Annotated in this window: 13 protein-coding genes; 11 read left to right on the top strand and 2 right to left on the bottom strand. The window is 51.4% G+C overall.

Features of this window, described 5'->3' with window-relative positions; translation table 11 throughout:
* Positions 1 to 59: 59 nt before the first annotated feature.
* From IEV98_RS08195 to IEV98_RS08240, 10 genes are all read left to right on the top strand, one after another.
* Positions 60 to 3,215 carry a SusC/RagA family TonB-linked outer membrane protein gene (locus IEV98_RS08195; RefSeq protein WP_188505379.1) on the top strand — a complete coding sequence of 1,052 codons (3,156 nt, stop codon included), beginning with the start codon at positions 60 to 62 and terminating at the stop codon, positions 3,213 to 3,215.
* A 27-nt stretch (positions 3,216 to 3,242) separates the two neighbouring features.
* The gene (locus IEV98_RS08200; RefSeq protein WP_188505380.1) at positions 3,243 to 5,156 is read left to right on the top strand and encodes a RagB/SusD family nutrient uptake outer membrane protein; all 1,914 of its coding nucleotides are present in this window, start codon (positions 3,243 to 3,245) and stop codon (positions 5,154 to 5,156) included.
* 44 nt (positions 5,157 to 5,200) lie between these two features.
* The gene (locus IEV98_RS08205) at positions 5,201 to 6,373 is read left to right on the top strand and encodes a DUF5000 domain-containing lipoprotein (RefSeq protein ID WP_188505381.1); all 1,173 of its coding nucleotides are present in this window, start codon (positions 5,201 to 5,203) and stop codon (positions 6,371 to 6,373) included.
* 20 nt (positions 6,374 to 6,393) lie between these two features.
* Complete coding sequence (locus IEV98_RS08210) at positions 6,394 to 7,593, top strand: DUF4998 domain-containing protein (RefSeq protein WP_188505382.1); 1,200 nt, start codon at positions 6,394 to 6,396, stop codon at positions 7,591 to 7,593.
* A gap of 268 nt (positions 7,594 to 7,861) precedes the next feature.
* Positions 7,862 to 10,918, top strand: a complete 3,057-nt coding sequence (locus IEV98_RS08215) for a SusC/RagA family TonB-linked outer membrane protein (protein ID WP_188505383.1) — start codon at positions 7,862 to 7,864, stop codon at positions 10,916 to 10,918.
* 17 nt (positions 10,919 to 10,935) lie between these two features.
* Positions 10,936 to 12,516: a RagB/SusD family nutrient uptake outer membrane protein gene (locus IEV98_RS08220; protein WP_188505384.1), complete on the top strand. Its 1,581-nt coding sequence runs from the start codon at positions 10,936 to 10,938 to the stop codon at positions 12,514 to 12,516.
* A gap of 15 nt (positions 12,517 to 12,531) precedes the next feature.
* Positions 12,532 to 15,690, top strand: coding sequence for a GH92 family glycosyl hydrolase (locus tag IEV98_RS08225; RefSeq protein WP_188505385.1), 3,159 nt, complete (start codon positions 12,532 to 12,534; stop codon positions 15,688 to 15,690).
* A 12-nt stretch (positions 15,691 to 15,702) separates the two neighbouring features.
* The gene (locus IEV98_RS08230) at positions 15,703 to 17,013 is read left to right on the top strand and encodes a GH36-type glycosyl hydrolase domain-containing protein (protein ID WP_229738623.1); all 1,311 of its coding nucleotides are present in this window, start codon (positions 15,703 to 15,705) and stop codon (positions 17,011 to 17,013) included.
* A gap of 79 nt (positions 17,014 to 17,092) precedes the next feature.
* Positions 17,093 to 18,925 carry a class I mannose-6-phosphate isomerase gene (locus tag IEV98_RS08235; RefSeq protein WP_229738624.1) on the top strand — a complete coding sequence of 611 codons (1,833 nt, stop codon included), beginning with the start codon at positions 17,093 to 17,095 and terminating at the stop codon, positions 18,923 to 18,925.
* Positions 18,909 to 20,297, top strand: a complete 1,389-nt coding sequence (locus IEV98_RS08240; RefSeq protein ID WP_188505386.1) for a sugar porter family MFS transporter — start codon at positions 18,909 to 18,911, stop codon at positions 20,295 to 20,297. The genes IEV98_RS08235 and IEV98_RS08240 overlap by 17 nt, the downstream gene beginning before the upstream one ends.
* Before the next feature lie 27 nt (positions 20,298 to 20,324).
* Here the strand turns inward: IEV98_RS08240 and IEV98_RS08245 are convergent, their stop codons facing one another.
* Together IEV98_RS08245 and IEV98_RS08250 are read right to left on the bottom strand one after the other, a co-directional pair.
* Entirely contained in the window at positions 20,325 to 21,113 is a 789-nt protein-coding gene (locus IEV98_RS08245; protein ID WP_188505387.1) for a response regulator transcription factor, read from the bottom strand.
* Complete coding sequence (locus tag IEV98_RS08250) at positions 21,088 to 24,273, bottom strand: sensor histidine kinase (protein WP_188505388.1); 3,186 nt, start codon at positions 24,271 to 24,273, stop codon at positions 21,088 to 21,090. Before IEV98_RS08250 ends, IEV98_RS08245 begins: the two co-directional genes overlap by 26 nt.
* A gap of 239 nt (positions 24,274 to 24,512) precedes the next feature.
* Between IEV98_RS08250 and IEV98_RS08255 the strand changes: the two genes are divergently transcribed.
* Entirely contained in the window at positions 24,513 to 25,661 is a 1,149-nt protein-coding gene (locus IEV98_RS08255; RefSeq protein WP_188505389.1) for a cellulase family glycosylhydrolase, read from the top strand.
* Positions 25,662 to 25,705 lie beyond the last annotated feature (44 nt).

Consider the following 25,705-nt stretch of genomic DNA (forward strand, 5'->3'; position numbering starts at 1 on the left):
TATCTGCGAATAGGATCCTGAAAGCCAATGATTATTTTTTGACGCTTAAAAGAAACGGAATGAACAAACCAAAACGATTAGTATTCTATTTGCTGTGCCATCTGCTTGGAGTTTGCACCGTGCAGGCTCAACATCAGATAAGCGGTGTTGTGGTGCACGCTACCGATGGGTCGCCATTGGCAGGTGTGAGTGTAAGTGCAAAAAATACCCAGCATGCGGTCGCAACGGGCGAAGATGGCCAGTATTCCATTAATGTTTCGAATGACCGCGGGATCCTCGTGTTCACCTACGTAGGGTTCAAACCCAAGGAGGAGTCTATCGGCGGGCGCCCGATTGTGAACGTCGAATTGGAGCCTGATGAGGATTTACTCGATGAAGTAGTGATTGTGGCCTTCGGTGAGCAAAAGAAGGAAAGCATGGTCAGCTCCATTACCACCGTTAGCCCCAAAGAGTTAAAAGGACCCACCAGTAACCTGACGTCCATGCTGGCTGGACGGGTTGCCGGCATGATTGCCTACCAGAGCAGTGGCGAACCGGGCGCCGACAATGCACAATTTTTCATTCGTGGTATCACGAGTTTCGGGTCAGGCAAGATTGATCCGCTCATATTGATTGACGGTATGGAGTCCACGTCAGATGCGTTAGCCCGCCTCCAGCCCGACGACATTGCCGGATTCTCGGTGCTGAAAGATGCTGCCGCCGCCTCACTGTACGGCGCCAGGGGAGCCAATGGGGTGGTGTTGGTCTCTACCAAATCGGGCATAAACGATCGGACACGCTTTAACTTCCGCTTGGAAAACTCCATTTCCCAAAACACCACGAACTTCAATCTTGCCGATAACATTACCTATATGAAGTTAGCCAACGAAGCCGTGCTCACCCGGAACCCAATCGGCGCATTGCCATATGCACAAAACAAAATCGACAAAACAGCAGCCGGTGAAAATCCGTTGCTATACCCGAGCAACGACTGGATAGGCATGCTCATCAAAGATTACACGCTAAACCAACGCTTCAATATGAACGTGAACGGTGGCGGTCGGGTCGCTCAGTTTTACATATCAGGTACATACAACAGGGACAATGGAATGTTGAAATCAAACAACTCGAACAACTTTGATAACAACATCGACCTGAAAAATTATGAGGTGCGTTCCAATGTAAACGTAATGCTTACGCCATCCACAGAGGGCATCGTGCGGACATCGGGTAATTTCACCGATTATACCGGCCCGGTCGGCGGTGGGTCGGCGGTTTTCCGGAGTGCTGCAACAGCTAATCCGGTATTATTTCCCGCGGTCTTCCCGGCTACCGATATTTCTTATGCCAAACATCCGTTGTTTGGCAATGCGCCACGGGGCAATGGCGAAGACGTTTACGCCAACCCGTACGCTTCCATGGTCTCGGGTTTCCAACAATACAGCCGTACCCAGCTGAATGTTCAGGTGGAAATCAAGCAAGATTTCAATTTCCTGACCGAAGGACTGCGCGCCCGTTTGATGGCTTATACGCAGCGGCACTCCTATTTCAGTTTGGAACGACAGTATAACCCGTTTTACTATTTTGCCTCGCCGAATAGTTTTTCGCCTTCGGGTTATTCCCTCCGGTTGCTAAACGAAGATAGCGCTACGGAATACCTTAATTATAACGAAGGCGACAAAATCGTGAATACCACGGCCTACCTGGAAACCGCAGTGAACTACAATCGGACATTTGGCCAGAAACACGATGTCAGTGGCATGCTCATCGGTATCTTCCGAAACCACCTGAATGGTAATGCGGGTAGCTTGCAGTTATCGTTACCTTTCCGTAACCAGGGCCTTTCGGGTAGGTTTACCTATGGCTATGACAATCGGTACCTATTTGAAGCGAACTTTGGCTTCAATGGTTCCGAACGGTTTGCAAAAAGCAATCGTTTCGGTTTCTTCCCTTCCGCCGGAGTAGCATGGAACATCAATAACGAGCCGTTCTTTGAGCCATTGCTCCCGGTCATTTCCAAACTGAAGTTGCGCGCTACTTACGGGTTAGTAGGCAACGATCAGATCGGCAATCCCGACGATCGGTTCTTTTACATGTCTAACGTGACGATGAACGACGCCGGCCGAAGGGCGGTCTTTGGCGAGAACTACGATTATGTGCGCCCAGGTGTCTCCATATCGCGGTACGCAAACGATGATGTGACCTGGGAAAAAGCCTATAAGACCAACATCGGCCTGGATTTGGGGCTTTTCAATCAGTTGAACATGATCGTGGATGTGTTTCATGAACGCCGGACCAATATTTTAATGGCGCGCAGTTACATCCCCACTACCATGGGATTGACCGCGCCCATCGCAGCCAATGTGGGTGAAGCCGAAGGGAAAGGTGTGGACATGGAAATGGATTACGGTACGAATTTCGGTCCCAATTGGCTGAGGGTAAGGGGCACATTTACGTATGCCACCAGCAAATTATTGGTGAATGAAGAGCCCGCATACCCGGCAAACATGCAATACCTTTCTCGCGTAGGGCACTCGCTCCAGCAATATTGGGGGTTGATTGCTGAACGGCTATTCATCGATGACGAAGATGTAAGGAGTTCACCGCCCCAGGCATTTGGCGAGGTACGTGGTGGAGATATCAAGTACCGCGACCTCAATGGCGACGGGGAAGTTACCAACCTGGATCGGGTCAATGGACTCGGTTATCCGATGGTACCCGAGATCATTTACGGTGCAGGGTTCTCTTTCGGTACCGATAAGTTTGATATCAGTGCCTTTTTTCAAGGTTCCGCCCGTTCCTCCCTGTTCATCGACCCTGCAGCGATCAGTCCATTTGTGATGAGCGGAGCCAACCAAAATGGTTTGCTCCAGGTCATCGCTGATGACCACTGGTCGGAAACCGACCGAGATAGCTATGCGTTTTGGCCGCGGCTCAGCGCAGCAGGCAATAGCAATAATAACCAAGCCTCCACATGGTGGATGCGCAATGGGGCTTTTGTGCGACTTAAGTCTGTCGAACTCGGATATAACTTCAGCGGCAAAGCGTTGCAACGGATGAATGTGAGCGGGCTGCGCCTCTATGTCAATGGCGTCAACCTGTTTTTGATTAGTAGCTTTAAGCTATGGGATCCAGAGCAAGGAAGCAACGGGCGCGATAGCGATCGGCTGGGTAGCAATGGGTTAGGGTACCCGCCCCAAAAAATTTTCAATATTGGAGTGAATATACAATTATAACCATAACCGTCCTCAAAGCAAGATGTTATGAACAATAGCAGATTAATAAAAATAGTCTTGATCGCACCCCTGATTTTCCTATCGGCGGCCTGCCAGGACTATCTCGATGTCGTGCCCGATAACGTGCCGACCATGGAACACGCGTTTGCCAACCGGAATGAAGCTGAAAAAGCACTCTTTACCTGTTATTCTTTCCTTCCCAACGAGGCTAATCCCGATTATAACCCGGCATTCAACGCGGGCGACGAGGTGTGGACCTATTGGCCTATGACCGAAGACTACTTTTCGCTAGATTCCTATAACATCGCCCGTGGTCTGCAAAATAAGGCAACCCCGTTGATGAACTATTGGGATGGGTTCAACGGACGGTCTATGTGGCAAGGCATACGGATGTGCAACATCTTCATCGAAAACATCGATAACGTACCGGATATTGCCGACTTCGAAAAACAGCGGTGGATTGCTGAAGCCAAATTCTTGAAAGCCTATTTCCACTGGTATCTTTTCCGCATGTACGGCCCTATTCCAATTGCTGATGAAAATTTGGTAATCACCGCAGATCCAGAAGAGGTCAAGGTGGTTCGTCAGCCGGTAGACTCGGTTGTAAATTACATTGCATCGTTGCTTGACGAAGCCGCGGGCGATGGCTTTTCCGGGCTGCCGTCGGTTATCGATAGCCGTACGACAGAATTGGGTAGGGTAACCAGCGTTGCGGCATTGGCGATAAAGGCCCGGGTGTTGGTTACGGCAGCCAGTCCATTGTTTAACGGAAATACGGACTTTCAGTCGTTGGAAAATCCCGACGGAACAGCTCTTTTTAACAGCACATACGACCCGGGCAAATGGGAACGTGCGGCAGAGGCATGCCGCGTGGCGGTAGTGGCTGCAGAAGAAGCGGGTGTACAGCTGTATACGTTCAGTTCGTCGCAGGTCGTGCTCAACGATGCACAAAAGCAAGAGATGAGCATACGCAGTGCCGTTACGGAAAAGTGGAACAGTGAATTGATTTGGGGTGCTACCAACGATGATATCGATAATGCACGCCCGAGTTATTGGATTCAATTGTTTGCTTGCCCCCAGCTCGATCCGGGGATAACCAACCTCAGCTTGAAAGGAAAGTTTGCGCCGACGCTCAAGATGGCCGAGCTCTTCTACACCGCCAACGGCGTTCCCATCGACGAAGATAAAACCTGGGATTATGCCGACCGGTATCAACTGCGGACCACGACCAGTGACGATGTGGGTATGCAGCCGAATTACCAAACAGTAGGAATGCACTTCGACCGTGAACCACGCTTCTACGCTTCCATCGCATTCGATGGCTCCACGTGGCTGATGCGCAATGGTACATACAATATCCAGAGCAAACTCGGGCAGCATAGTGCCAAACGTCAAAGTCGTTTATACTCAGTAACCGGCTATTTCACGAAGAAAGTGGTCAACTGGAATCTCGTGGCCACATCGAGCGCGGTTACCGTAGAGCCCTATCCCTGGCCGATTATCCGGTTGGCTGATCTTTACTTGCTTTATGCCGAAGCCCTCAACGAAAGCGGCCAGTCCAGCGAAGCCTTGGTATTTATCAATAAAGTTAGGGAGCGCGCCGGTCTCCGTTCCGTTGAGCATGCTTGGTCGGAATATTCCACCAACCCCAGCAAGTACACGACAGTAGTCGGTCTGCGGAGCATTATCCAGCAGGAGCGGGGCATTGAACTGGCATTTGAAGGGAGCCGTTTCTGGGATTTGCGGCGCTGGAAGACAGCAACACGCGTCCTGAATGCGCCAATATATGGATGGGACATCGAACAATCGACCTACGAAGCCTATAATCGACGTATACTGCTTTTCAGGCAATCGTTTGATAATTTACGCGACTACCTGTGGCCAATCCACGAACATGCACTTCAAATCAATCCGAATTTGGCGCAAAACCCTGGCTGGTGACCAAATGGAAACCAAGAAATATGATGACAAAAAATAATCTGACAATGAAATCACAATATTGCATCTTTTTTATGGCCATTCTCGCCCTTGCAATCGCCTGTGAAGATACCGAACCGGCACCCATTGAGAACGACGGCGTGTCCCCCGGTCCGGTAACCCAGTTGGCGGTCACGAACCTGAATGGCGCCGCTGAAATTAGCTATCAGGTACCGTCCGACCCCGATTTACTGTATATAAGGGCCATTTACACAACCAAACAGGGGGAAATTCGTGAAACCAAAGTGAGTCGTCACCATAGCAGCCTTACGGTAGAGGGCTTTGCAGATACCGATCCGTATGAGGTGACACTTTACGCGGTAGACCGCGGCGAAAATGCGTCGGAACCCGTTCGTATTACCGTCAACCCTAAGATACCTCCCATGCAGCTTGCATGCGATAGCTTGGAGGTGGTCCCGACATTCGGCGGTATCAGCGTTAATTTCAAAAACGGTACGGCAGATGATCTTGCCTTTGTGGTATTGGCAAATGATTCACTGGGTGAATTTGCGCCCTTAAACACCTATTACACCCGGTTGCCAACCGGCGAGTTTGCTGTTCGCGGCCTCCCATCCGAAGAAACCCAGTTTGGTCTGTTTGTCCGGGACCGGTGGGGCAACCTGTCCGACACATTGTATGTGTTCGAAACGCCATTGTTTGAAGTTCGCTTAGATCCGAGCCGCATGAAGCCGTACGTGCTGCCTACCGACGCCCCTTTGGGATACAGCGGTAGGGTGGAGGCCTTATTTGACGAAACCATCGGCAACAGTGGTGGCTATTACCATACGGGTGACGCCGCTCGTATGCCGCAATGGTTCACTTACGATATGGGTGTTCAGGCAAAATTAAGCCGGATGACGTACTTCATGCGGGAAGGGTTTTACTTTTCGTTGCACAACCCGCGGCGAATAGAAATCTGGGGGTCGAATCATCCCGATCCGGATGGAAGTTTCGATAGCTGGCAGTTGCTCTTGACTCACGAACAGGTCAAACCGTCGGGGTTGCCGTCGGGGCAATTGTCACAAGACGATATCGCCGCAGCGCAGGCGGGAGAAACCGTCATCTTTCCGATCGACGCCCCGGAAGTACGGTATATCCGGTTCAAGACCTTGCGCAATTGGTCTGACGGCACGTATGTGAATTTCAATGAATTAATGATGTGGGGGGCACCTGTAAATTGATGATGAATAGCGCTTTAGTTATGAAACGAAAATTATTGTTTGGTTGTCTATCAGTTGTGTTGATAGCCGTGACGTTTGCATCGTGCATTAAGCAAGATGCATATAAAGAATTCCTAAAGGGAGGCGAAATCAGTTATGCCGGTCGAGCGGATTCTGTGATTGCACAGCCCGGCAATGGGCGCATCCAGCTGGTGATTATCCTTGGCAATGATCCTAACGTTAATCAGGTCAAGGTCTTTTGGAACGACCGCCGTGATTCTGCTGAGATGCAAATATCGGAAGGCGTTGATAAAGACACCGTCCGCATGATCATTGAAAATCTAACGGAAGGCACCTATAATTTGGTGGTCTATACTGTTGATAACAAGAACAATTCATCTGTTGCCGTCAATGTCAATGGTGAGGTTTATGGAGAAAATTATGTGCGTTCGCTTTTTAACAGAAGGCTGGGAGAAATCGGTTATTCCGCTGATGGTAAACTACAACTGCATTGGGAGAGCTCGCCTCCCAACGAGGTGTATACCGAAGTGCGTTATCAGGACCGGAACGAGGAGATCCAAAGCTTAATGGTTTCTCCCAACGAGATCCTAACGGAAATCGAGAACTATAAGGAGGGTGCAGAAATCACGTATCTTAGTTTTTTCAAACCGGACCCCACTGCAATTGATTTTTTCTTTCCTGAGGCGACCGCAGTGGAAATCCCTAAGTTTGAGCGACTGCTTGATAAAGCGGGTTTCAGGGATTTCTCCCTTCCTACCGATGTTAAAGATGGCGGCTATGGCTGGGTTATCGAATACCTATGGGACGAAAACTACGACCCGCCGGGATTCGCCACGCAATCGGGCATACCGCAATGGTTTACGTTAGACCTCGGAGTCTCCACCTCGCTTAGCAAGTTCAAAATCTGGCAGGCCAATGACCGCCTTTACGAAAAGGAAAGTGTTAAGAAATTCGAGGTATGGGGCAGTGAAAATCCCCATATGGACGGTAGTTGGGATAGCTGGACCAAGCTGATGACCTGCGAATCTGTTAAACCATCTGGACTACCCGTTGGGGAGCGTAGCAGTGAAGATATCGCATATGCGCAAGCGGGCGAAGAATTTGTTTTCCCCGAGGGCACACCGAAAGTGCGTTACCTTCGATTTAAACTTTTGGAAAACTGGGGTGATTCTCACTTTATGACGATTGCAGAACTCTCATTTTGGACAAACGGACGATAATTCATGACGGTCTTCGGCTCTGGCCCGAGAGTCCAATTCCATATCCAGCCCATCAGCTTTAGCGATATGAGTAAGGGAGGGGTTCAATCTAGTTACTTTTAGAATGATTTGGTATTTAGAAACAAATCTATACATTTGTATGTACGCACAAATGTACATTAAAATATTATGTGTAGCTTATTAGTAGTAACTATCTGATTTATAAGATATATAACTATTATGTTATGTATATACATTTATTTTTTAATTTCACCAATTAAGACGAGTTATGAGACAGAATTTAATTACCTATTTTGTTGTCGTGTTGGCCTGTTGGTTTCCATGGGTCAGCTATGCGCAGACCAGCGTGAACATTACCGGAACGGTAAGGTCAGCTGATGCATCGCTAAATAATCCGGCGTTGCAGGGCGTCAGCATTACGTTAAAAGGGACGGGCACGGGTACGACAACCGACCAGTCTGGCAGATTCAGTATGGAAGTTCCGGCGGAAGGGGCTGTGCTGGTGTTCAATTACCTCGGTTACCAAACCCAGGAAGTGCAGATAGGTGACGACCGGCTGATCGAAGTATTGCTTGCACCCAGCGATCAACAGCTCGACGAAGTGGTCGTGGTTGGTTATGGTACCCAGCGGAAGTCCGACCTCACAGGCTCCGTCGGTCTGGTATCCGGAAAGGAATTGCTTCAAGCACCGGTTACCAACGCGTTGCAGGGCTTGAAAGGGCGAGTTGCTGGCGTAAATGTATTTTTGAATTCGGGGTCGCCAACCAGCAGTCCCCGCATCCTCATTCGCGGGTTGGGTACCATCAACTCGTCGTCTAATCCGCTATTCGTGGTGGACGGCGTGGTGATGGAAAACATCCAGTTCCTCAATCCCAATGACATTGAACGCATGGAAGTCCTCAAGGACGCTTCGTCCACGGCCATTTATGGTGCGCGGGGCGCCAACGGTGTCGTGCTGATCACCACCCGGCGTGGTGCAAGCATCGGTGGCACCATCGTAGGCTATGACGGCTTCGTGAACGTAGGCGTATTGCCCCGGAAGCTCGACGTGCTCAACGCCGCGGAGTTTATGGAAGTGCTGGAGCGCGGCTTTGCCAACCATTCGAAATACCGTACCAGTAACATACCAGCGTTTACGCGAAGCGATCCGAGGCTGTTCGACGCTCAGGGTAACCCGCTGTACGATACGGACTGGCAAGAGGAGGCTACCCGCACAGCTATGTCGCACAACCATCAGTTTTCCGTGCAAACAAAGGGCGATAATTCCTCATTCGGCGCATTTCTCAACTATGCCGATATGCAAGGAGTCATGCTCAACAGCAATTTGGAGCGGATAAACGGTAAAGTTGCCTATGACGCGAAACCGAAAGACTGGCTCTCACTTGGTGTCAACCTGTTGGCCAATTACACCCGCGATAACGAAGTGGATGAAGGAGGCGGTTACCAGATGCCGCGGCGGTCGATGCTGGAGATGCCACCGATATTTCCGGTAAAATTCCCGGATGGTACCTGGTCCAACAGCAGCATGGTCACTGATTCATACGGCCTGGAGGCGATACCCAATCCGGTACACGTGCTGGAGACGCAGGATCGCATCCGCAAACGGCAGCAGCTTTTCGGCAATGCCTACCTGACATTTCACATCCTGCCCGGGCTGGATCTGCGCACGCAGTTTGGCTTTGACAAGCATGACACGAACATCCAGGAGTACAGCCCTACTGACCTGATCAATATTTCGCAACCCCTGGGCTCCGCTCGGTTGGAAAACCGGCAGTCGTTTTACTGGCAGGAGGAAACCTACCTCAACTATAATAAGGAAATCGGTGACCACCGCATCAACTCCGTATTGGGGTTAAGCTGGCAGCAGCGTGTCTACCAGGATAATTGGATTACCGCACAGGGGTTTGCAGACGACTTCTTCCGCTTCAACGCGATTCAGTCGGCCAGCCAGCCCGGCGCTCCCGGCTCCTCGCACGACAAGTGGACCATGAATTCTTATTTCCTTCGCGGCAGCTATAGCTACAAAAACCGATACCTGCTTACCGTCACGGGCCGGATCGATGGATCCTCACGCTTCGGGGAAAACAATAAATACGGAATATTCCCCTCGGCGGGACTCGGATGGGTGGTTTCTGAAGAGCCATTCCTGCGGGATGCCGCCGGGCTCGACGAACTCAAGATCCGGTCGAGTTACGGCATCACGGGAAATACGGAAATCCCTACTTATCAATCGCTGGGTACCATATCGACCAGTACGACATTGCTTAACGGAACCCGCGTTTCCCAAAGCTTCATCAACCGGCTGCCCAATCCCAACCTGGAGTGGGAAAAAACCAACCAGTTTGATGTGGGTTTTGACCTAGCGCTATTCAACCGTCGTCTCAACGCCAGTTTCGACTACTATTACAAGCTCACCACCGACCTGCTGCTCGACAAACCGGTGCCAACATCCACGGGTTTCACAGGTGTGAGGGACAATATTGGCTCGGTGTCCAATCGGGGTGTTGAGGTGATGCTTAGCGGTACGCCGGTGGCCAACAATACGGTAACATGGCAGTCTACACTCAATTTCAGCTTCAACAAGAACCGCATTGAAGCATTGGGTGAAAACGACGAGGACATCTTCCCTGGCCCAAGCTTTGTATCTGGTAGCATGACCATACTCCGTGTAGGGCAGCCCTTGAGCTCCTACTGGGGCTATCGGCGCCTGGGCACTTGGGGTACCCATGAGGCAGCCGAAGCGGCTGCGGTAGGTGCCATCCCAGGCGAGGCCAAACGCAGCGCCGACCGTTATGTCATCGGCAGCGGACTTCCCGATTGGGTGGGAAGTTTTGTAAACAACATACGCTACAAAAACTTCGACCTCACCGTTGACCTCCAATTCGTCTATGGAGTGGATATCATGCAGCAGTTCATGCACTCCATGGAAGACCGGACGGGTTACTCCAATGGGCTGAGTGCCACATTGCATCAAAGCTGGACGGAAAATAACCAAAATACCATGATCCAGCAAATCCGGAACGGGCCCTATTCCGGACAGAACAGTCAGATTGACGATCACTGGGTCGCCAACGGTTCGTATTTGCGTGGCAACTTGATTTCGCTGGGTTACAATTTCGGCGGTGTCTCGTTAAATACGCTTAACCTGAAAGGGCTTCGCATCTACGCCAGCGTGCAGAATGCATTTCTTGTCAAATCGGATGAATTCAAGGGGTATGATCCGGAAGCAACTTCCCACAGCGGCAACCAGTGGGGGCAAAATGTCTTCTTCCATCAATATCCCAATCCGAGAACATTCACTTTGGGCACCAGTTTCCAATTTTAAACGCTAACATCAAGATCATGAAAAAAATATTCACCATTCTAGTTGCGCTCGGGACATTTGCAGCCTCCTGCTCAGATTTCCTTACCGAAGTGCCAAAAGATGAGATAGCCCCCAACCAGTTTTTCAAAAACCCAGACCACGCTTACAACGCGGTGAATGCCTTATACCGGTCGGGCGTGCCTTCCTTGTTTAGCGGAGGGGTGTATTCCGGTTCGCGGATCATGTTGGGTCCCTATACTTCGGGGCTTGTAGACAATGAATACAAAGGACAGGAGGTGCATGTGCAACATACGCAGCAACTGACCATGAATGCAGTAAACATGTCGACTTATCTCGGGGGGATCTGGCGCGATTTGTACCTCGGCATTTCGCGGGCGAACAATGCCATCAAGTACATTCCCGAAACCCCAGGCCTCTCAGAGACAGAAGGGAATAGGTTGCTGGCCGAAGCGCGGCTTTTCCGGGCACTGAATTATTACTACCTCGTACGCTTCTTCGGAGGGGTGCCCTTGATTACCGAACCGTACGAAAGCTTGGATAACCTGTATGTCGAGCGGGCGTCGGTAGCGGAAATTTATGACCTCATCGTGAGTGATTTGAACTATGCGGCACAATCTGGCAATCTTCCCAGCACCACAATGGCCAGTAACGGGAACCGTATTACGCAGGGCATCGCAAAGTCGCTTCTTGCCGAGGCATACCTCTCCATGACTGGATACCCACTGCAAGCCGACCATTACGCCGATGCGGCCAAGGAGGCGCGCGAACTCATTGCTAGCGGTGTATATAGCCTTACCCAACACGGGACGAACGCCCAGGGCGGAGTAGACCCAGCTAACAGTGCCTATAACAAAGCGCGGCTTGCCGATCACCTGTCCAACGAGCACATCTATTATTTTGAACACACCGTTGGCATCGCCAATTCGGGTTATGCGCAATGGGCCTTCCCGACGAATATTTCGCCCGACCTGGAGTACGCCATTGCCAACAACGCCTATGCGCCGACGCCCGGCCTGTTGGAAGCCTACAGCTCTACCGACGATCTTCGGGGGCAAGAGAAGCAATACTTCCATTCCTCATTCACAAAGGCCGATGGTACGGTGGTCAATTTCCAGCAAGCCCCCCACCTCTGGTACGATGAGCAGGCCGCATTCGAAACGGCGACATCCGATAAGGACTTACCCATCTACACCTACGCCAATGTGCTGCTTATCGCCGCCGAGGCCATCGCCCAATCGGAGGGTGTCACCGCAGAAGCCGTTGACTACCTGGCTCAGGTAAGAGGCCGCGCGTATTGGAAGCAAACCACCGAACAAATAAAAGCCAGTCTGACCGGCCTCAGCGTCCAGCAATTCGTTGCTGAGGTATGGAAAGAGCGTTTGCGCGAACTGGCCTTCGAATTCCACCTATGGTTTGATATCCAGCGCACCCGCCAATTCCCCGTAGCGGAAGATGGCGAGATCAATTTTGTCAACGTGGTGGGGCACCGCAACAATTTTGGCGCGGTCTATGCCGAAAAGCATTTGTTATATCCCATACCTGATGATGAGATGCAGCGTAACCCTGCGCTCGAACAAAACTTGGGATATATCGAGTAAAACGGAGATCAAGAAATGAAGAAAAGTACGATTATCTCATTCTTTTTAGTAACACTACTATCACTTGCCGCCTGGTCGGCAACTGCGCAAGACCGGATTATCTGGCAAATCGGCCAGCAAGACGGTTCACCCGGCGGCATGGCGCTTGCCCCCGGTGATTACCTCCGGTTTGTGGAGCACGATTTCGGCTACGAGGATCGCTTTTTCCTCGTGGGCCATTCCGCGCCGGAGACCGATTGGCCGTATGTACTTCCCGGCCCGGCCAACGGCTGGGGCGGCACGGGCCATACCGCCGGAATCCGGTCGCACGCGCTGAATGTTTATTTCAGCCTGAACGGTGTTTCGCCCGATGCAGCTTGCCGGCTGATTGTCGATGTACTGGATGTGGAACAGCAGGCAACGCCGTTGTTGAAGCTTACCGTCAACGGCCGCTCGTGGACCCGCCAGCTTGAAGGAGGCAGCGGGAGCAACGAACCTCAAGGGCCTTTTACAACTAACCATGTGCAGCGCGTAGCCATCGATCTGCCCGCAGGCAGTATACAGTCGGGGCATAACGAAGTCACATTGACCACGCTTATTGGCGGGTGGTCGGTGTTCGACGACGTGCGGTTGGAAGGACCTTCCGCTGCTACCCTTGCCGCGCCACGCAATGCGCTCATAAAGCGGGTAGCAGTTGCCGAATACGAAGTAAGCCAACATAGCCAGCGGTACCAACCGCTGCTTGTCGATGTGGTACACGTGGAAGGCCATCCCACGCTAACGGTTGAAATTGACGGGGAAACCGTATTCAGCCAGCGCATTGAACAGGGCGAGTATGGATTCGAAGTCCCCATGCCGCAGGTAACCGCCAAAACAACCAGCCGGTATGCCTTGTACCTGGACGGCACGACGGTGGGCGAAGGCCAGGTAGTGCGTACACCGCAACGATTAATCACGGCTGCCGATTATGTCAACACGCTGATGGGGGTTGGCCATTCGCGGTGGATGATCGCTCCTGGTCCCTGGATGCCATTCAGTATGGTCAAAGTCAGTCCCGATAACCAGAACAGCGGCTGGCAGGCCGGCTACGACCCGACCTTTGAGTCGATCGGTACCTTTAGCCATATCCACGAGTGGACGATGGCCGGGCTGGGTACTTTTCCCGTAACCGGGCCCTTGATCACCCAGATTGGCGACCAGGCGGAACCCGATTCGGGATACCGCTCGCGTATCGACAAACATACCGAGGAGGCGCCCTTGGGCTACTATAAGGTTCACCTGACGGACTACAACATCACCGCGGAACTGACCGCTACTACGCGGGCCAGCTTGCAGCGGTATACGTATCACGAAGCGGACACCGGCCGCGTGATGGTCGATTTTACCATTCCTGCCGAATACCACTATAAGGTGGAAGAACTGGATGTCAAGCAGGTGTCTCCCTACCGGCTCGAGGGGTATAGCAAACAAGTGTCGCCCGGCGTATGGTCCAGGGATGCGGACCAGGAATACGTGGTCCATTTCGTCATGGAATTTGACCAACCGATCATCCGGATGGGCAACTGGCTGGATGGCAACGTTGGAGCCATGGGCGAACTGCACGCAACTGCCGTGCAAGATGCAGGCGTTTATGCCGAATTCGACACGCGGAAGTCGCCAACCGTTCAGGTACGCACAGGTATCTCCTATGTGAGCGTCGCCAATGCGGCGGCCAACCTGGACGCCGAACTTGCCAAACCCTTCGGCTGGGATTTCGATGCCGTGCGTAAACACCACGGCGATGTTTGGAACGATTTGTTGGGCCGCGTGGATATCACCAGTAACGACCGGCGGGAGAAAATGCGGTTTTATACGAACATGTACCGCAGTCTGGCCAGCCGAAATATCTTCAGTGATGTGGACGGAAGCTGGCGGGATGCCGATGAACGCGTCCAGCGACTAGGCAGCCCGGACGACGTTGCCCTGGGTTGTGACGCCTTTTGGAACACGTTCTGGAACCTCAACCAGTTCTGGAACCTGGTAACGCCGGAATGGTCCAGCCGTTGGGCGCGCTCCCAATTGGCGATGTACGATGCCGGTGGCTGGCTGGCCAAGGGGCCAGCCGGTATGGAATACATCCCCGTTATGGTGGCTGAGCATGAAATCCCGCTGATCGTGGGTGCATACCAGATGGGTATCAACGATTTTGACGCCGAGAAGGCATTCGAAGCAGCCTATAAAATGCAAACAACGCCGGCAACACGTGTCGGCAACGGATTGACGGGTAATCGCGACCTGGAAACCTACCTCAAGCATCGGTATGTGCCGCACGATGAGGGCCGGTTTTCCAATTCACTGGAATACAGCTATGACGACTGGACGGTGTCACAGTTCGCCAAGTCGCTGCGTAAACAGGCCGAGTATCGGCAATTCCGGGAACGAGGACAGTGGTGGCGCAACGCGATCGACCCGGCAACCGGATATGCCCGCATGAAAAACGCTGCCGGCGAATGGTTCCCTGATTTTGATCCTTTTAAATCCGGTGCCAATAAGCACTATGTAGAGGGTAATGCGTGGCAGCTTACGTATTTTGTGCCTCAGGACATCCCCGGTTTGGCAACGCTCATCGGTAAGGACACATTCATCAACCGTTTGCAATGGGGATTTGAAGAAAGCTACAGATGGCGGTTTAATGGGCCGAACGACCAATACTGGGACTACCCTGTGGTGCAAGGCAACCAACAGTCCATGCATTTTGCCTTTTTGTTCAACTGGGTGGGTAGGCCGTGGCTTACGCAACACTGGAGCCGGGCCATCACCGACCGCTATTACGGTTACGGGGTTTCTAATGCCTACCTCGGTGATGAAGATCAAGGCCAGATGAGTGCGTGGTTCGTGATGAGCGCCTTGGGGTTATTCCAGGTCGACGGTGGCGCTCGAGAGAATCCCATCTACGAGATCGGAAGCCCCATTTTTGAGCGCGTCGATATCGACCTCGGGCAGCGTTACGGAAGGGGCAAACGTTTCACGGTCATTGCCACAAACACATCCCGGGAAAACCGGTATGTCCAACAGGCCCGGCTCAATGGAAAGCCGTTGACAAATTGCTGGTTTCCGGCGTCCGAGCTGCTGAAAGGCGGACAGCTGGAGCTAATCATGGGCCCCGAACCCAATAAAGAATGGGGTACAACCGTTACGCCACCTGTGAGCCACTAATAACACTGCAAGATGAAGAGAATGATTAAGAACCTATTGATGACTATGATAATCGCGACGGCTTTGGCGGCTTGTGCGACACGATCGGGTTCCGACCAAACGTTAGCCGCGCGAATTAATCAAGATACCTTGATGCAGGCGGTTAAGTCGATGGCGAAAGAGACGGTCAAGTCCGGCTTTAACGCGGGAGACGGATACGGCGAGGTTTGGATTCGTGACTACAATACCTTTATCACGCTGGCAACGGAATTGCACCCGGCCGAAACCATCAGGGAAAACCTCCGGGTCTTTTTCCGCTTGCAGGGCGCAGACGGAAACATTGTGGACGGATTTATCCCAAAAGTGCATGCCCGGGACTCGGACGGCGGGTACGCGTATAGGTACACGGAATTGGAGCCGGATTATGCCGGCCACAAAAACACGGTGGAAACCGACCAGGAAAGCTCGTTGGTACAGGCGGTTTATAAATACGTTATCAAAAGCGGAGACAAGGCCTTCTTGCAGGATACTGTCGGCGGGCAAACCGTCGCCAAGCGATTGGAAAACGCCATGGATTTTCTCATGGAGGAACGTTACAATACGCGATACGGGCTGCTCTGGGGGGCTACCACGGCCGACTGGGGTGATGTACAGCCCGAACACCCGTGGGGCGTTTACCTGACCGACAGCACGCACTATGCCATTGATATTTATGATAATGCGATGTTCTTGATCGCGTTAGATAACCTGATGGAACTCATGCCCGGCACAAGGCCAAAATGGGAGCCTATCCGTGAGCAGATTGCGGCGTATTGTATGGAGCACCTATGGGATGGCGAATGGCAACAATTCATTCCCCATATCTACTTGGACGGGTCTCCATTTCCGGACGATTTCAATGAAAGGGACATTTACTACCACGGTGGCACGGCCGTAGCCATTGAGGCCGGCCTGCTTTCCAAAACGCAGGTGAAGGATGCACTTGACCGCATGGTAGACAATGTGCGGGCGTCTGGCGCTGCCACGATCGGACTTACCCTATACCCTACCTATCCGGCGGGTACCTTCCAAAATAAGGGCATGTACCCCTATGGCTATCAAAATGGAGGTGATTGGGACTGGTTTGGTGGCCGGATGATCCAGCAGCTTATCCGATTCGGTCTCGTGGCCGAAGCCTATGAGCAGGTTCAACCTATGTTGCGCCGTGCAGTAGATAACAATGGCTTCTACGAGTGGTATACGGTAGATAACCAGCCGAAAGGCTCGGGAACCTTCCGGGGCGCTGCGGGTGTTCTTTATGATGCCATTCTGATGTTCGAGGATTTTGCTGCGGCAAGACCCTGACTTCGCATCACCGGGCACATCTTTACTCGTATATCTGATATATTTTATACATGGTTGAATCGTTTAATTTTTTTAGTGAATGGAAATGAAGGAAATCGGTGAGGAACCGGAAACACTGGCATCAAAGCATGCCGCCACATTGCGGAACACCAAACAGGACATCTTGCCGGCAGAAGTACGTGCCGGTGATGTTGGTGGTTACCGGATCTATCCTGCGCACCCACTGGGAGACGGAAAGATTCATGCCGGCTATGATACGCTGGCGCAATGGGTGGTGGAACAGAAAACGGTAATCATCGATGGTTATGTCGGGAATTTCTGGAACGACCTATCGGCTGGGCTAACGACCGAACTGGAAAGGTTGGGCGCCCAAGTCAACTGGTTCACGATGCATGATTTCCTAAAACCAGAGGCGGAAATAGATCGGCTCGTGAACCCTTTTCTAGGGAATGAGGATTCGGTATGGGGTACAAAAACCTCACTGACCCTTGCGGATTTTTACCAATTGGAAGCTATAGCTGGCATTGAGCCCGATTCGACGTATACCGTCAATGTCCTGATAGGCCCGGGGGCTGCTTTATGTGGATGGGAGGCATCAACCGTCTATGTGGACCTACCCAAAAATGAATTGCAACACCGCATGAATGCTGGCTCGATCACGAACCTGGGCAAGGCGACACCTGAAAAGGCGACAGCGATGTATAAGCGGTTTTATTTTGTGGATTGGGTGGTCTGCAATCAGCATAAAGAATCCTTGCTGCACCGGGCGGATGTCGTCGTGGATGGCCAGGGAGTCGATTGGATCACGTGGGCTTACGGGTCGGATATCCGGAGTGGATTGACGGCGCTTTCTCAATCGGTGTTCAGGCCCCGTCCGTGGTTTACACCAGGGTCATGGGGTGGGCAATGGATAAAAGATCATTTCCAGCAGGTTAATCAGGAGGAGCCCAACTATGCGTGGTCGTTCGAACTGATTGCGCCCGAAAACGGACTGGTTTTCGAGAGCGATGGCATCCAGCTGGAAGTCTCGTTCGATTGCCTGATGTCCATTGCCGGAGCGAAGGTTTTAGGAAAACACCATAAGCGGTTCGGCAATGAATTTCCGATACGGTTCGATTTCCTCGATACATTCGAAGGCGGTAACTTATCGATTCAATGCCATCCTTCGCTGCCTTACATCCGCGAAAACTTCGGCGAGACGATTACGCAGGACGAGACGTATTACATGTTAGATTGTGCTCCTAATGCGAAGGTATACCTCGGATTTCAGGACGATATTGACCCAGTGGCGTTCAGGCAGGAACTGGAAAACAGCCTGGAAAATAACAACGAAGTGGCTATCGACAATTATGTGCAGTCATTTCCGGCAACAAAGCACGACCTGTTCCTGATTCCTAACGGTACCGTGCACAGCTCAGGGAAAGGCAACCTTGTTCTTGAAATCAGCGCCACACCCTATATCTTTACCTTTAAGATGTACGATTGGCTCAGCAAGGACCTCAATGGCGAGTCGCGTCCCATCAATATCGAACATGCCTTTAACAATCTCCGGTTCGACCGAAAAGGGCAACGGGTGCCGCAGGAACTTATTTCCAAACCTTACGTATTCGAAGAAGGAGCCGATTGGAAAACCGTACATCTGCCCACACATGATGTACATTTCTATGATGTGCACCGGATTGAATTCGAAGGCGAGGTAACGGTTCAGACACAACAGGCGTTTCATGTCATGATGTTGGTGGAAGGCACGGAAGTTTCGGTACGGATTGGCAACGAGGAAAAGTCATTTCGCTACGCGGAGACGTTCGTCATTCCGGCAGCCGTATCGGAGTACACGTTGGCCAATATGGGCGGGGGTACCGCCAAAGTGGTGAAAGCATTTGTCAAAGACGATTATGGAACTGCAACGTAATCCGCCAAAAATCCTGTGGTTTGCCTGTGCTGTGGCGGCATTGGGTGGCTTTCTGTTCGGATTTGACATGGCGGTGGTGTCTGGGATACTGCCTTTAGTTGCAAAGCAGTTTTCGCTTTCAGCTTTCCAACAAGGCTGGTTCGTGTCCTCAGCGCTGGTGGGGTGTATAGCGGGTGTGGCGGTGTCTGGCGAACTCGGTGATCGCTACGGCCGCCGCCGGGTACTACTCTTGGCCGCTGTTTTGTTCGTGGTGTCAGCATTGGGATGTGGGTTGCTGCCCACGTTCCCATCCATTATCGTAGCGCGTATATTGGGTGGGGTGGGTGTGGGCATCGCATCCAGCATGGTGCCACTGTACATTTCCGAAATCGCTCCAGCCAATATTCGAGGAAGGATGGTGACGTATTACCAATTGGCTGTCACATTGGGCATCTTGGTGGCGTACCTCAGCAACGCCTTTTTAGTACAAACCACGTTTAGCGCGGTGGAGTTATCGGGTCGGGTCGGCGTATGGTTCCGGGAAGAAGTGTGGCGGGGTATGTTTATCGTAGGTGCGTTGCCGGCGCTGGTGTTTTTGCTCGGATTGCTGGGTATTCCGGAAAGCCCTCGGTGGCTGCTGCAAAAGGGGCAAACAGCGGCAGGTGCGGCATTGCTCGCCCGGTTTGTGGGCGAAGCGGAGGCAACAGCCGATTTGGAAAGCAGACGCCAACAAGGGCAACGTAAGTCCTCGTACCGCGATTTATTTTCGCCGCGATTACGGAAGCCGCTCCTCTTGGGGTTGCTTCTACCGTTTTTCTCGCAGTTCTGCGGGATCAATGCGATTATTTATTACGGACCGAGCATATTGAGCGACGCAGGTGTAAGCCTATCGAATTCGTTGCAAAGCCAGATCATTTTCGGTGCCGCCAATCTCGCGTTCACATTAATCGCGGTATGGAAGGTAGATCAGCTAGGCAGGCGGCCGCTCTACCTAGTGGGTACGGCCGCGGCGGCACTGAGCCTAACGGCAGTCGGTGCCTGCATGTATACGGAAAACACCCAGGGTTTGCTGTTGCTGCTCTCGGTCGTCATATTTTTGGCGAGCTTCGCTTTTTCAATTGGCCCCCTCAAGTTTGTGGTCGCAGCCGAGATTTTTCCCGCCCATATCCGCGGTAGAGCGATAGCGCTCAGCATCATGGTGATGTGGGTGGCCGATACGGTCATCGGGCAGTTGACGCCCGTGTTGCTGGAAAGCATTGGCGCCGGCATTACATTTTGGTTTTTCGCCTTTTGGTGCGTGCTCGCCTTTGTGGTCGTTTATCGGCTGTTGCCCGAAACCAAAGGCAAGTCGCTGGAAGAGATCGAGGACGGATGGCTGGAACAAAAGGAATAGCCTATAGGAGATCATCTGTTGATTTTTTTAGGATGGTCGGTGCCTCGTTAGATATTCACTCGGTGACATCCCAAATTGTTTCTGGAAATTTCTCCCGAAATGCGTTTGTGAGCTATACCCAACCCGATCAGAAACCTCGTAGATTTTGTACTGTCCGTCACTAAGCAGCTGGGCAGCTTTTTTCAAGCGCGCCACGTTGATCAGGTCATTCGGTGTCAAATCGGAGATGGCTTTTATTTTGCGGTACAGTGTGGGGCGACTCATATTCATCTTTTCAGCCAGGTGTTCTACGTCAAAACCGACTTCAGCCAGGTGATTTTGGATAACGAGGTTGAGGCTTTCCAAGAAGAGTTCATCGGCCTTCGTGTGGGCCATCGTATTGATATGGGCAAATGGAGAACTGGCAAAGTATTCCCGGATTTTGTTCCGATTGGATAAAAGGCTATTGATCTGCGCGTGGAGGTGTGCAGGCGAAAACGGTTTTTCGATGTAGGCGTCAGCGCCCTGTTCCAGCCCCTGGATTTTCGATTGGAGCGTATTCTTTGCTGTAAGCAGGATAATGGGGATATGGCTATTCGTCACGTCCGACTTGATAAGCCGGCAGAGCTCATAGCCATCGATTTCGGGCATCATGATATCACTCACGATCAACTGCACCGAATTTGTAGCAAGTAACGCCATGGCTTCCCGCCCATCCGTCGCTTTCAATACAGTGTATTCCTCGCTGAGATCGTCAGCGAGGAAATCAAGGATTTCCGCATGATCGTCGACCACCAAGATCGTAGGTGTTTCAGTTTTTGATAACGGTTGTTCCATGGCTATTGCTATTTTGATGTTGTTCCAGAGGCAGCCGTAGTACGAACACATTCAAGCCGTTTTCGGGGGGAGCCAATTGGAGCGATCCGTTGTGTAACAGGGCAAGCGAACGCGACAGGGCCAGCCCTAATCCTATTCCCTGTTGATTTTTGGCAGTTTTGAGCCGCACAAACGTCTCGAATATCTTCTCGCGCATGGCAGCGGGTATGAGGGCTCCATCGTTCTTAACGGAGACCGTAAATGAAGTGTCTCTAGCCGACCGCTCATGCAGCACAATGTGGATGATGCGTTGGGCATATTTCAGGCCATTGGTCAAGAGGTTACTGACAATTTGCGTTACCGCTTCCTTGTCTACGTAGGCGATACACGGCGTGCTTGGAAGCATAAGTTTGATTCGGATGTTTCGCTGTGCAGCCACCAATTTAAAACCAAGGTAATTTTCACGCAGTAATGCACCGATATCGACCGCTACAAAATGGAGTTGATAGCCAGTCACCTCGGTTTTTCGGAAATCAAGCAGCTGATTGGTCAGTTCCAGCAGCCGTTCGGTGTTCCGCTCCATCGTCTGCAGGTGCCGTTTTACCGTCGGCAGCTCATCCGCACGCTTCATGACCTTTTCCAGTGGCGCTTTGATGAGGGTGAGCGGGGTACGGATTTCATGTGTCACATTCGTGAAAAAATCGATTTTTGCCCGATACAGCTCTTCCTCCTTATGGTGCCGTAGCATTTCCAATTTCCGTTTGTTCCGCTCCCGGATTCGCCTGTGATAACTCTTGACGATATACCAAGCCGTGGCTGCAAGAACCAAAGCGTATAGCACGTAAGCCGGCAGGCTCGCCCAGAAGGGGGGAAGAATGGTAATACGCAATTGTGTTTCTTTTCCCCTGAAGCCACTACCGCTGTCCGCTACGTTGACCCTGAACAAGTATTCGCCGGGCGGCAGTTCCGTAAAATAAGCCTTCCGGTTTGTACGAATGTGTGTCCAAGCCTTATCCAGCCCTTCCATCTTGTAGGTGTATTCGGTCATGTCGGGCGAAATAAAGCTTAGTGCCGCGAAGTCGATACTGAATGACGATTGATTGTACGCCAGTTCAACCTCATCGGTAAACGTAATCGATTGCGTGAGTGGCGATCCATTCTTATTGATTGCAAGTTCGTGATTATATACCTGCAAGCCCGTAATGTATACCGGCGGTTGGAAGGTGTTTTCTTGATAGTGTGCCGGATTGAATCTCACCAAACCCTTCACACTGCCGAAATACAACGTTCCGTCGGATGCTCGGAAGGCCGAATTGTAGTTGAACTGATCGCTCAACAATCCGTTTGCTTTGGTAAACACCTTGATCGCCCCCGTAGTGGCTTCAAATCGCACCAATCCTTTCGATGTCGTTATCCAAAGCATGCCATCCGTATCCTCGAGCATCGCTAGAACCAAGTTACTCGGCAACCCTTGGGCTGTACCATATCGGCGAAAGTTTCCAGCAATAGGGTTGAATTTCCCAAGTCCGCCTTCGGTCGCTACCCAAAGGCTGCCTTTGCTGTCTTCGAATATCCGGTTCACGCGATTACTGGCCAGGCTATTCGGCCCATTGGCATGATGGATGAATGCGCCCCGCTGACCCGACGATGCATTGAAATAATATAGCCCATCACGCCATGTGCCAGCCCATATTGTCCCTTTGCTATCCTCAAATAAAGTGGTGTAAAAAATATGGGTTGGGAATTCGGGTACAAGCTGGAAACGTTTGCTTGCCGAAAGGTATTCATATAATCCGCGCCCGGTTGCCAGCAGTATCCGTCCGCCCTTCGTCCGATAGATATTGAAGATGAAATTGTTCTGCAGGGTACCGTCCTTGCTTTCCGCATCGTAATGGCGGATAACTTTTCCCGTACGGACGTCCAGTAAGTCTAGCCCATGTTCGAAAGTCCCCACCCATAGCGTATCACCGGTAACCAGCAGCCCATGTATATTAGAATAGGCGAGGCCTTGTGGGTTGCCTGTAGATCGATAGTTTGTGATACGTCCGGTGGCAGTTTCCAATTTGTTTAACCCCTCATCTTCCGTACCGATCCAAAGATTACCATAGTCATCAGCGCAGATTTCCCGCACTGCATTGCCCGATATGGTCGTTTCGTCATCCAATGGAAAGAATTTCTCAAAAAAGGTATTCGTTCGTGCGTAGTGATTGATTCCCCCGAAATAAGTGCCGGCCCAGATGCTGTTTTCTTTGTCTTTGCAGAGCGTGTACACTGCATTGTCCGATAGCGCCCAGGGGTTGCCCCGTTCTTTTCTGAGGTTGGCGAATTTCCCCGTAGAATGATCGTAAATGAAAATCCCCGATTCCGTTGCTAGCCAATATTCGTCTGCCTTGTTTTCGATGATATCCCGGATGAATAGATCCGTCCCGTTTTTATCCCGGCTCAATACATCCTGATAAGTACCCTTGGCGGTGTCGAAGATTTTCACACCTTGCTTGGAAGTTCCGACAAGCAGGTAGCCCTTATTCGTACAAAACACCCGCTCAATCCATTGGGATATCACCTTAGGTGACCGCTCAAAAAGAAAAAAATGATTTTGAAGGCCCTTGGTGGGATGGTATTGCAGCAATTGTCCGTCTACAGTGCCTACCCAGGCATCACCGGTTTCAGCCAAACCGAATGAACTCACCGCATAGCTCGAAGGATCCGTCACGGGCCTCAAGCTATCGGTAGCAACGGTGTATCGGAATAAGGTGAGGTTATCGATAAACCAGATGTTGCCTTGATGGTCGCCTTGTATATCCAGTGTTTCATTGGTAATGGACGGATGGAATAGCGAAAAGGTTTCGGATTTTGGATCAAACAGGTAAATTCCCTGATCGGTTCCAACCCATATCTGACCCATTTCATCCACAAATAAAGCCCTGACAAAATTACTTCCCAATCCGTTGGGATTGTCGGGGTCGCTCTGGAAGACCTTGAAGGAATACCCGTCAAAGCGATTGAGGCCATCTTTGGTGCCAAACCACATGAATCCCATTGCATCCTGTGCACTGCATAGCACGGCGTTATTTGATAGCCCGTTCTCCACTTGATAGTGCGTGAAATAGAAGGGCTGCCCGTAGGCGTTGCCAACGGATACCCAAACAACTAGGAGATATGTAAACCAGCGCACGCTCATGACTAATACGGCCAATACGGTTTTTAGTAGCCAAAGATAGCGGTAAATCGGCAACGCGGCAGTATTTGTTTTTCTTTTAGTAGACCAGCTATGTCCGCATAAGATGACTTTACCCCTTAATTGAGACAAATTAGAGAAAGATTGAAACAAATTGTTGCCCGATGCGGCAGCCATTATTCCGTCTTTTGTGATGAGGAAGGCAAAGCGCCATTTATAACCAAATAAGGATACCAATTACTATGCGAATTTTCAGTGCATTTTCGACTTTTTTTGTAGTAGCTACGCTTTTATTAACCGGTTGCGATAGCAATCGTGGACACGAACACGTTGCCGGTGATTCAAGTCGCGGCATCTGGACGGCCGAAGAGGCCAATGCCTGGCAAGCTAAGCAGGGATGGCTTGTCGGTCCTAATTATACGCCGGCATCGGCAATCAATCAACTCGAGATGTGGCAGGAAGATACCTTTGACCCGGCAACGATCGATAAAGAGTTGGGTTGGGCGGCAGACCTCGGCATGAATACTGCCCGTGTTTACCTACATGACTTGCCTTATGAGCAGGATTCTGCGGGGTTCATTGCTCGGATCGACCAGTTCCTGCAAATAGCCGACAAGCACGGCATCCGGCCCTTGCTGGTTTTTTTCGATTCTTGCTGGGATCCGTTTCCGGTGGCGGGTAAACAACGCGCACCCAAACCGCATGTCCACAATTCCGGATGGGTACAAAGCCCCGGTCAGCATGTGCTGAAAGACAGCACACAGTACCCACGTCTGGAACGCTATGTCAAGGGTGTCGTAACGCATTTTGCCAAGGACGACCGGATTTTGGGTTGGGACGTGTGGAACGAGCCGGATAATATGACGGGTCCATCCTACGAGGCGGTAGAAATCAAGGACAAAGTAGCCTATGTATTACCGTTACTGGAGCAGGCCTTCGATTGGGCGCGTTCAGCTAACCCATCACAGCCATTGACTTCGGGCATTTGGGCCGGCGATTGGTCTACACATGAGGGGTTGAAACCCATCGAAAAGCTACAGATCGAGCAATCCGATATCGTCAGTTTCCACAACTACGATACGCCCGAAGATTTCGAAAAGCGAATAGAACAACTCCAACGCTATGGCAAACCGCTGTGGTGCACCGAGTACATGGCGCGCCCCAATGGCAGCACATTTGAAGGTTTTCTGCCGATTGCCAAGAAATACAACATAGCCATGTTCAATTGGGGATTCGTGGATGGCAAGACACAGACGATCTATCCGTGGGATAGCTGGACGAAGACCTATACCGCTGAGCCACCGCTGTGGTTTCATGATATCTTTAGGGGCGACGGAACGCCGTATAAGCAAGAAGAAGTGGATGTAATCAAACGGCTTTTGGTTAACTGATAGCCATAAGCCACATATTTAAGTAAATTGAAAGCTGTGATTAT

Origin of the sequence: Parapedobacter pyrenivorans (genome assembly GCF_014636865.1) — a bacterium.
In the GTDB taxonomy this organism is placed as follows: Bacteria; Bacteroidota; Bacteroidia; order Sphingobacteriales; family Sphingobacteriaceae; genus Parapedobacter; species Parapedobacter pyrenivorans.

Coding starts and splice junctions, on each gene's coding strand:
- IEV98_RS08195 (WP_188505379.1), top strand. CDS start 60: ATGAACAAACCAAAACGATTAGTATTCTATTTGCTGTGCCATCTGCTT.
- IEV98_RS08200 (WP_188505380.1), top strand. CDS start 3,243: ATGAACAATAGCAGATTAATAAAAATAGTCTTGATCGCACCCCTGATT.
- IEV98_RS08205 (WP_188505381.1), top strand. CDS start 5,201: ATGAAATCACAATATTGCATCTTTTTTATGGCCATTCTCGCCCTTGCA.
- IEV98_RS08210 (WP_188505382.1), top strand. CDS start 6,394: ATGAAACGAAAATTATTGTTTGGTTGTCTATCAGTTGTGTTGATAGCC.
- IEV98_RS08215 (WP_188505383.1), top strand. CDS start 7,862: ATGAGACAGAATTTAATTACCTATTTTGTTGTCGTGTTGGCCTGTTGG.
- IEV98_RS08220 (WP_188505384.1), top strand. CDS start 10,936: ATGAAAAAAATATTCACCATTCTAGTTGCGCTCGGGACATTTGCAGCC.
- IEV98_RS08225 (WP_188505385.1), top strand. CDS start 12,532: ATGAAGAAAAGTACGATTATCTCATTCTTTTTAGTAACACTACTATCA.
- IEV98_RS08230 (WP_229738623.1), top strand. CDS start 15,703: ATGAAGAGAATGATTAAGAACCTATTGATGACTATGATAATCGCGACG.
- IEV98_RS08235 (WP_229738624.1), top strand. CDS start 17,093: ATGGAAATGAAGGAAATCGGTGAGGAACCGGAAACACTGGCATCAAAG.
- IEV98_RS08240 (WP_188505386.1), top strand. CDS start 18,909: ATGGAACTGCAACGTAATCCGCCAAAAATCCTGTGGTTTGCCTGTGCT.
- IEV98_RS08245 (WP_188505387.1), bottom strand. CDS start 21,113: ATGGAACAACCGTTATCAAAAACTGAAACACCTACGATCTTGGTGGTC.
- IEV98_RS08250 (WP_188505388.1), bottom strand. CDS start 24,273: ATGAGCGTGCGCTGGTTTACATATCTCCTAGTTGTTTGGGTATCCGTT.
- IEV98_RS08255 (WP_188505389.1), top strand. CDS start 24,513: ATGCGAATTTTCAGTGCATTTTCGACTTTTTTTGTAGTAGCTACGCTT.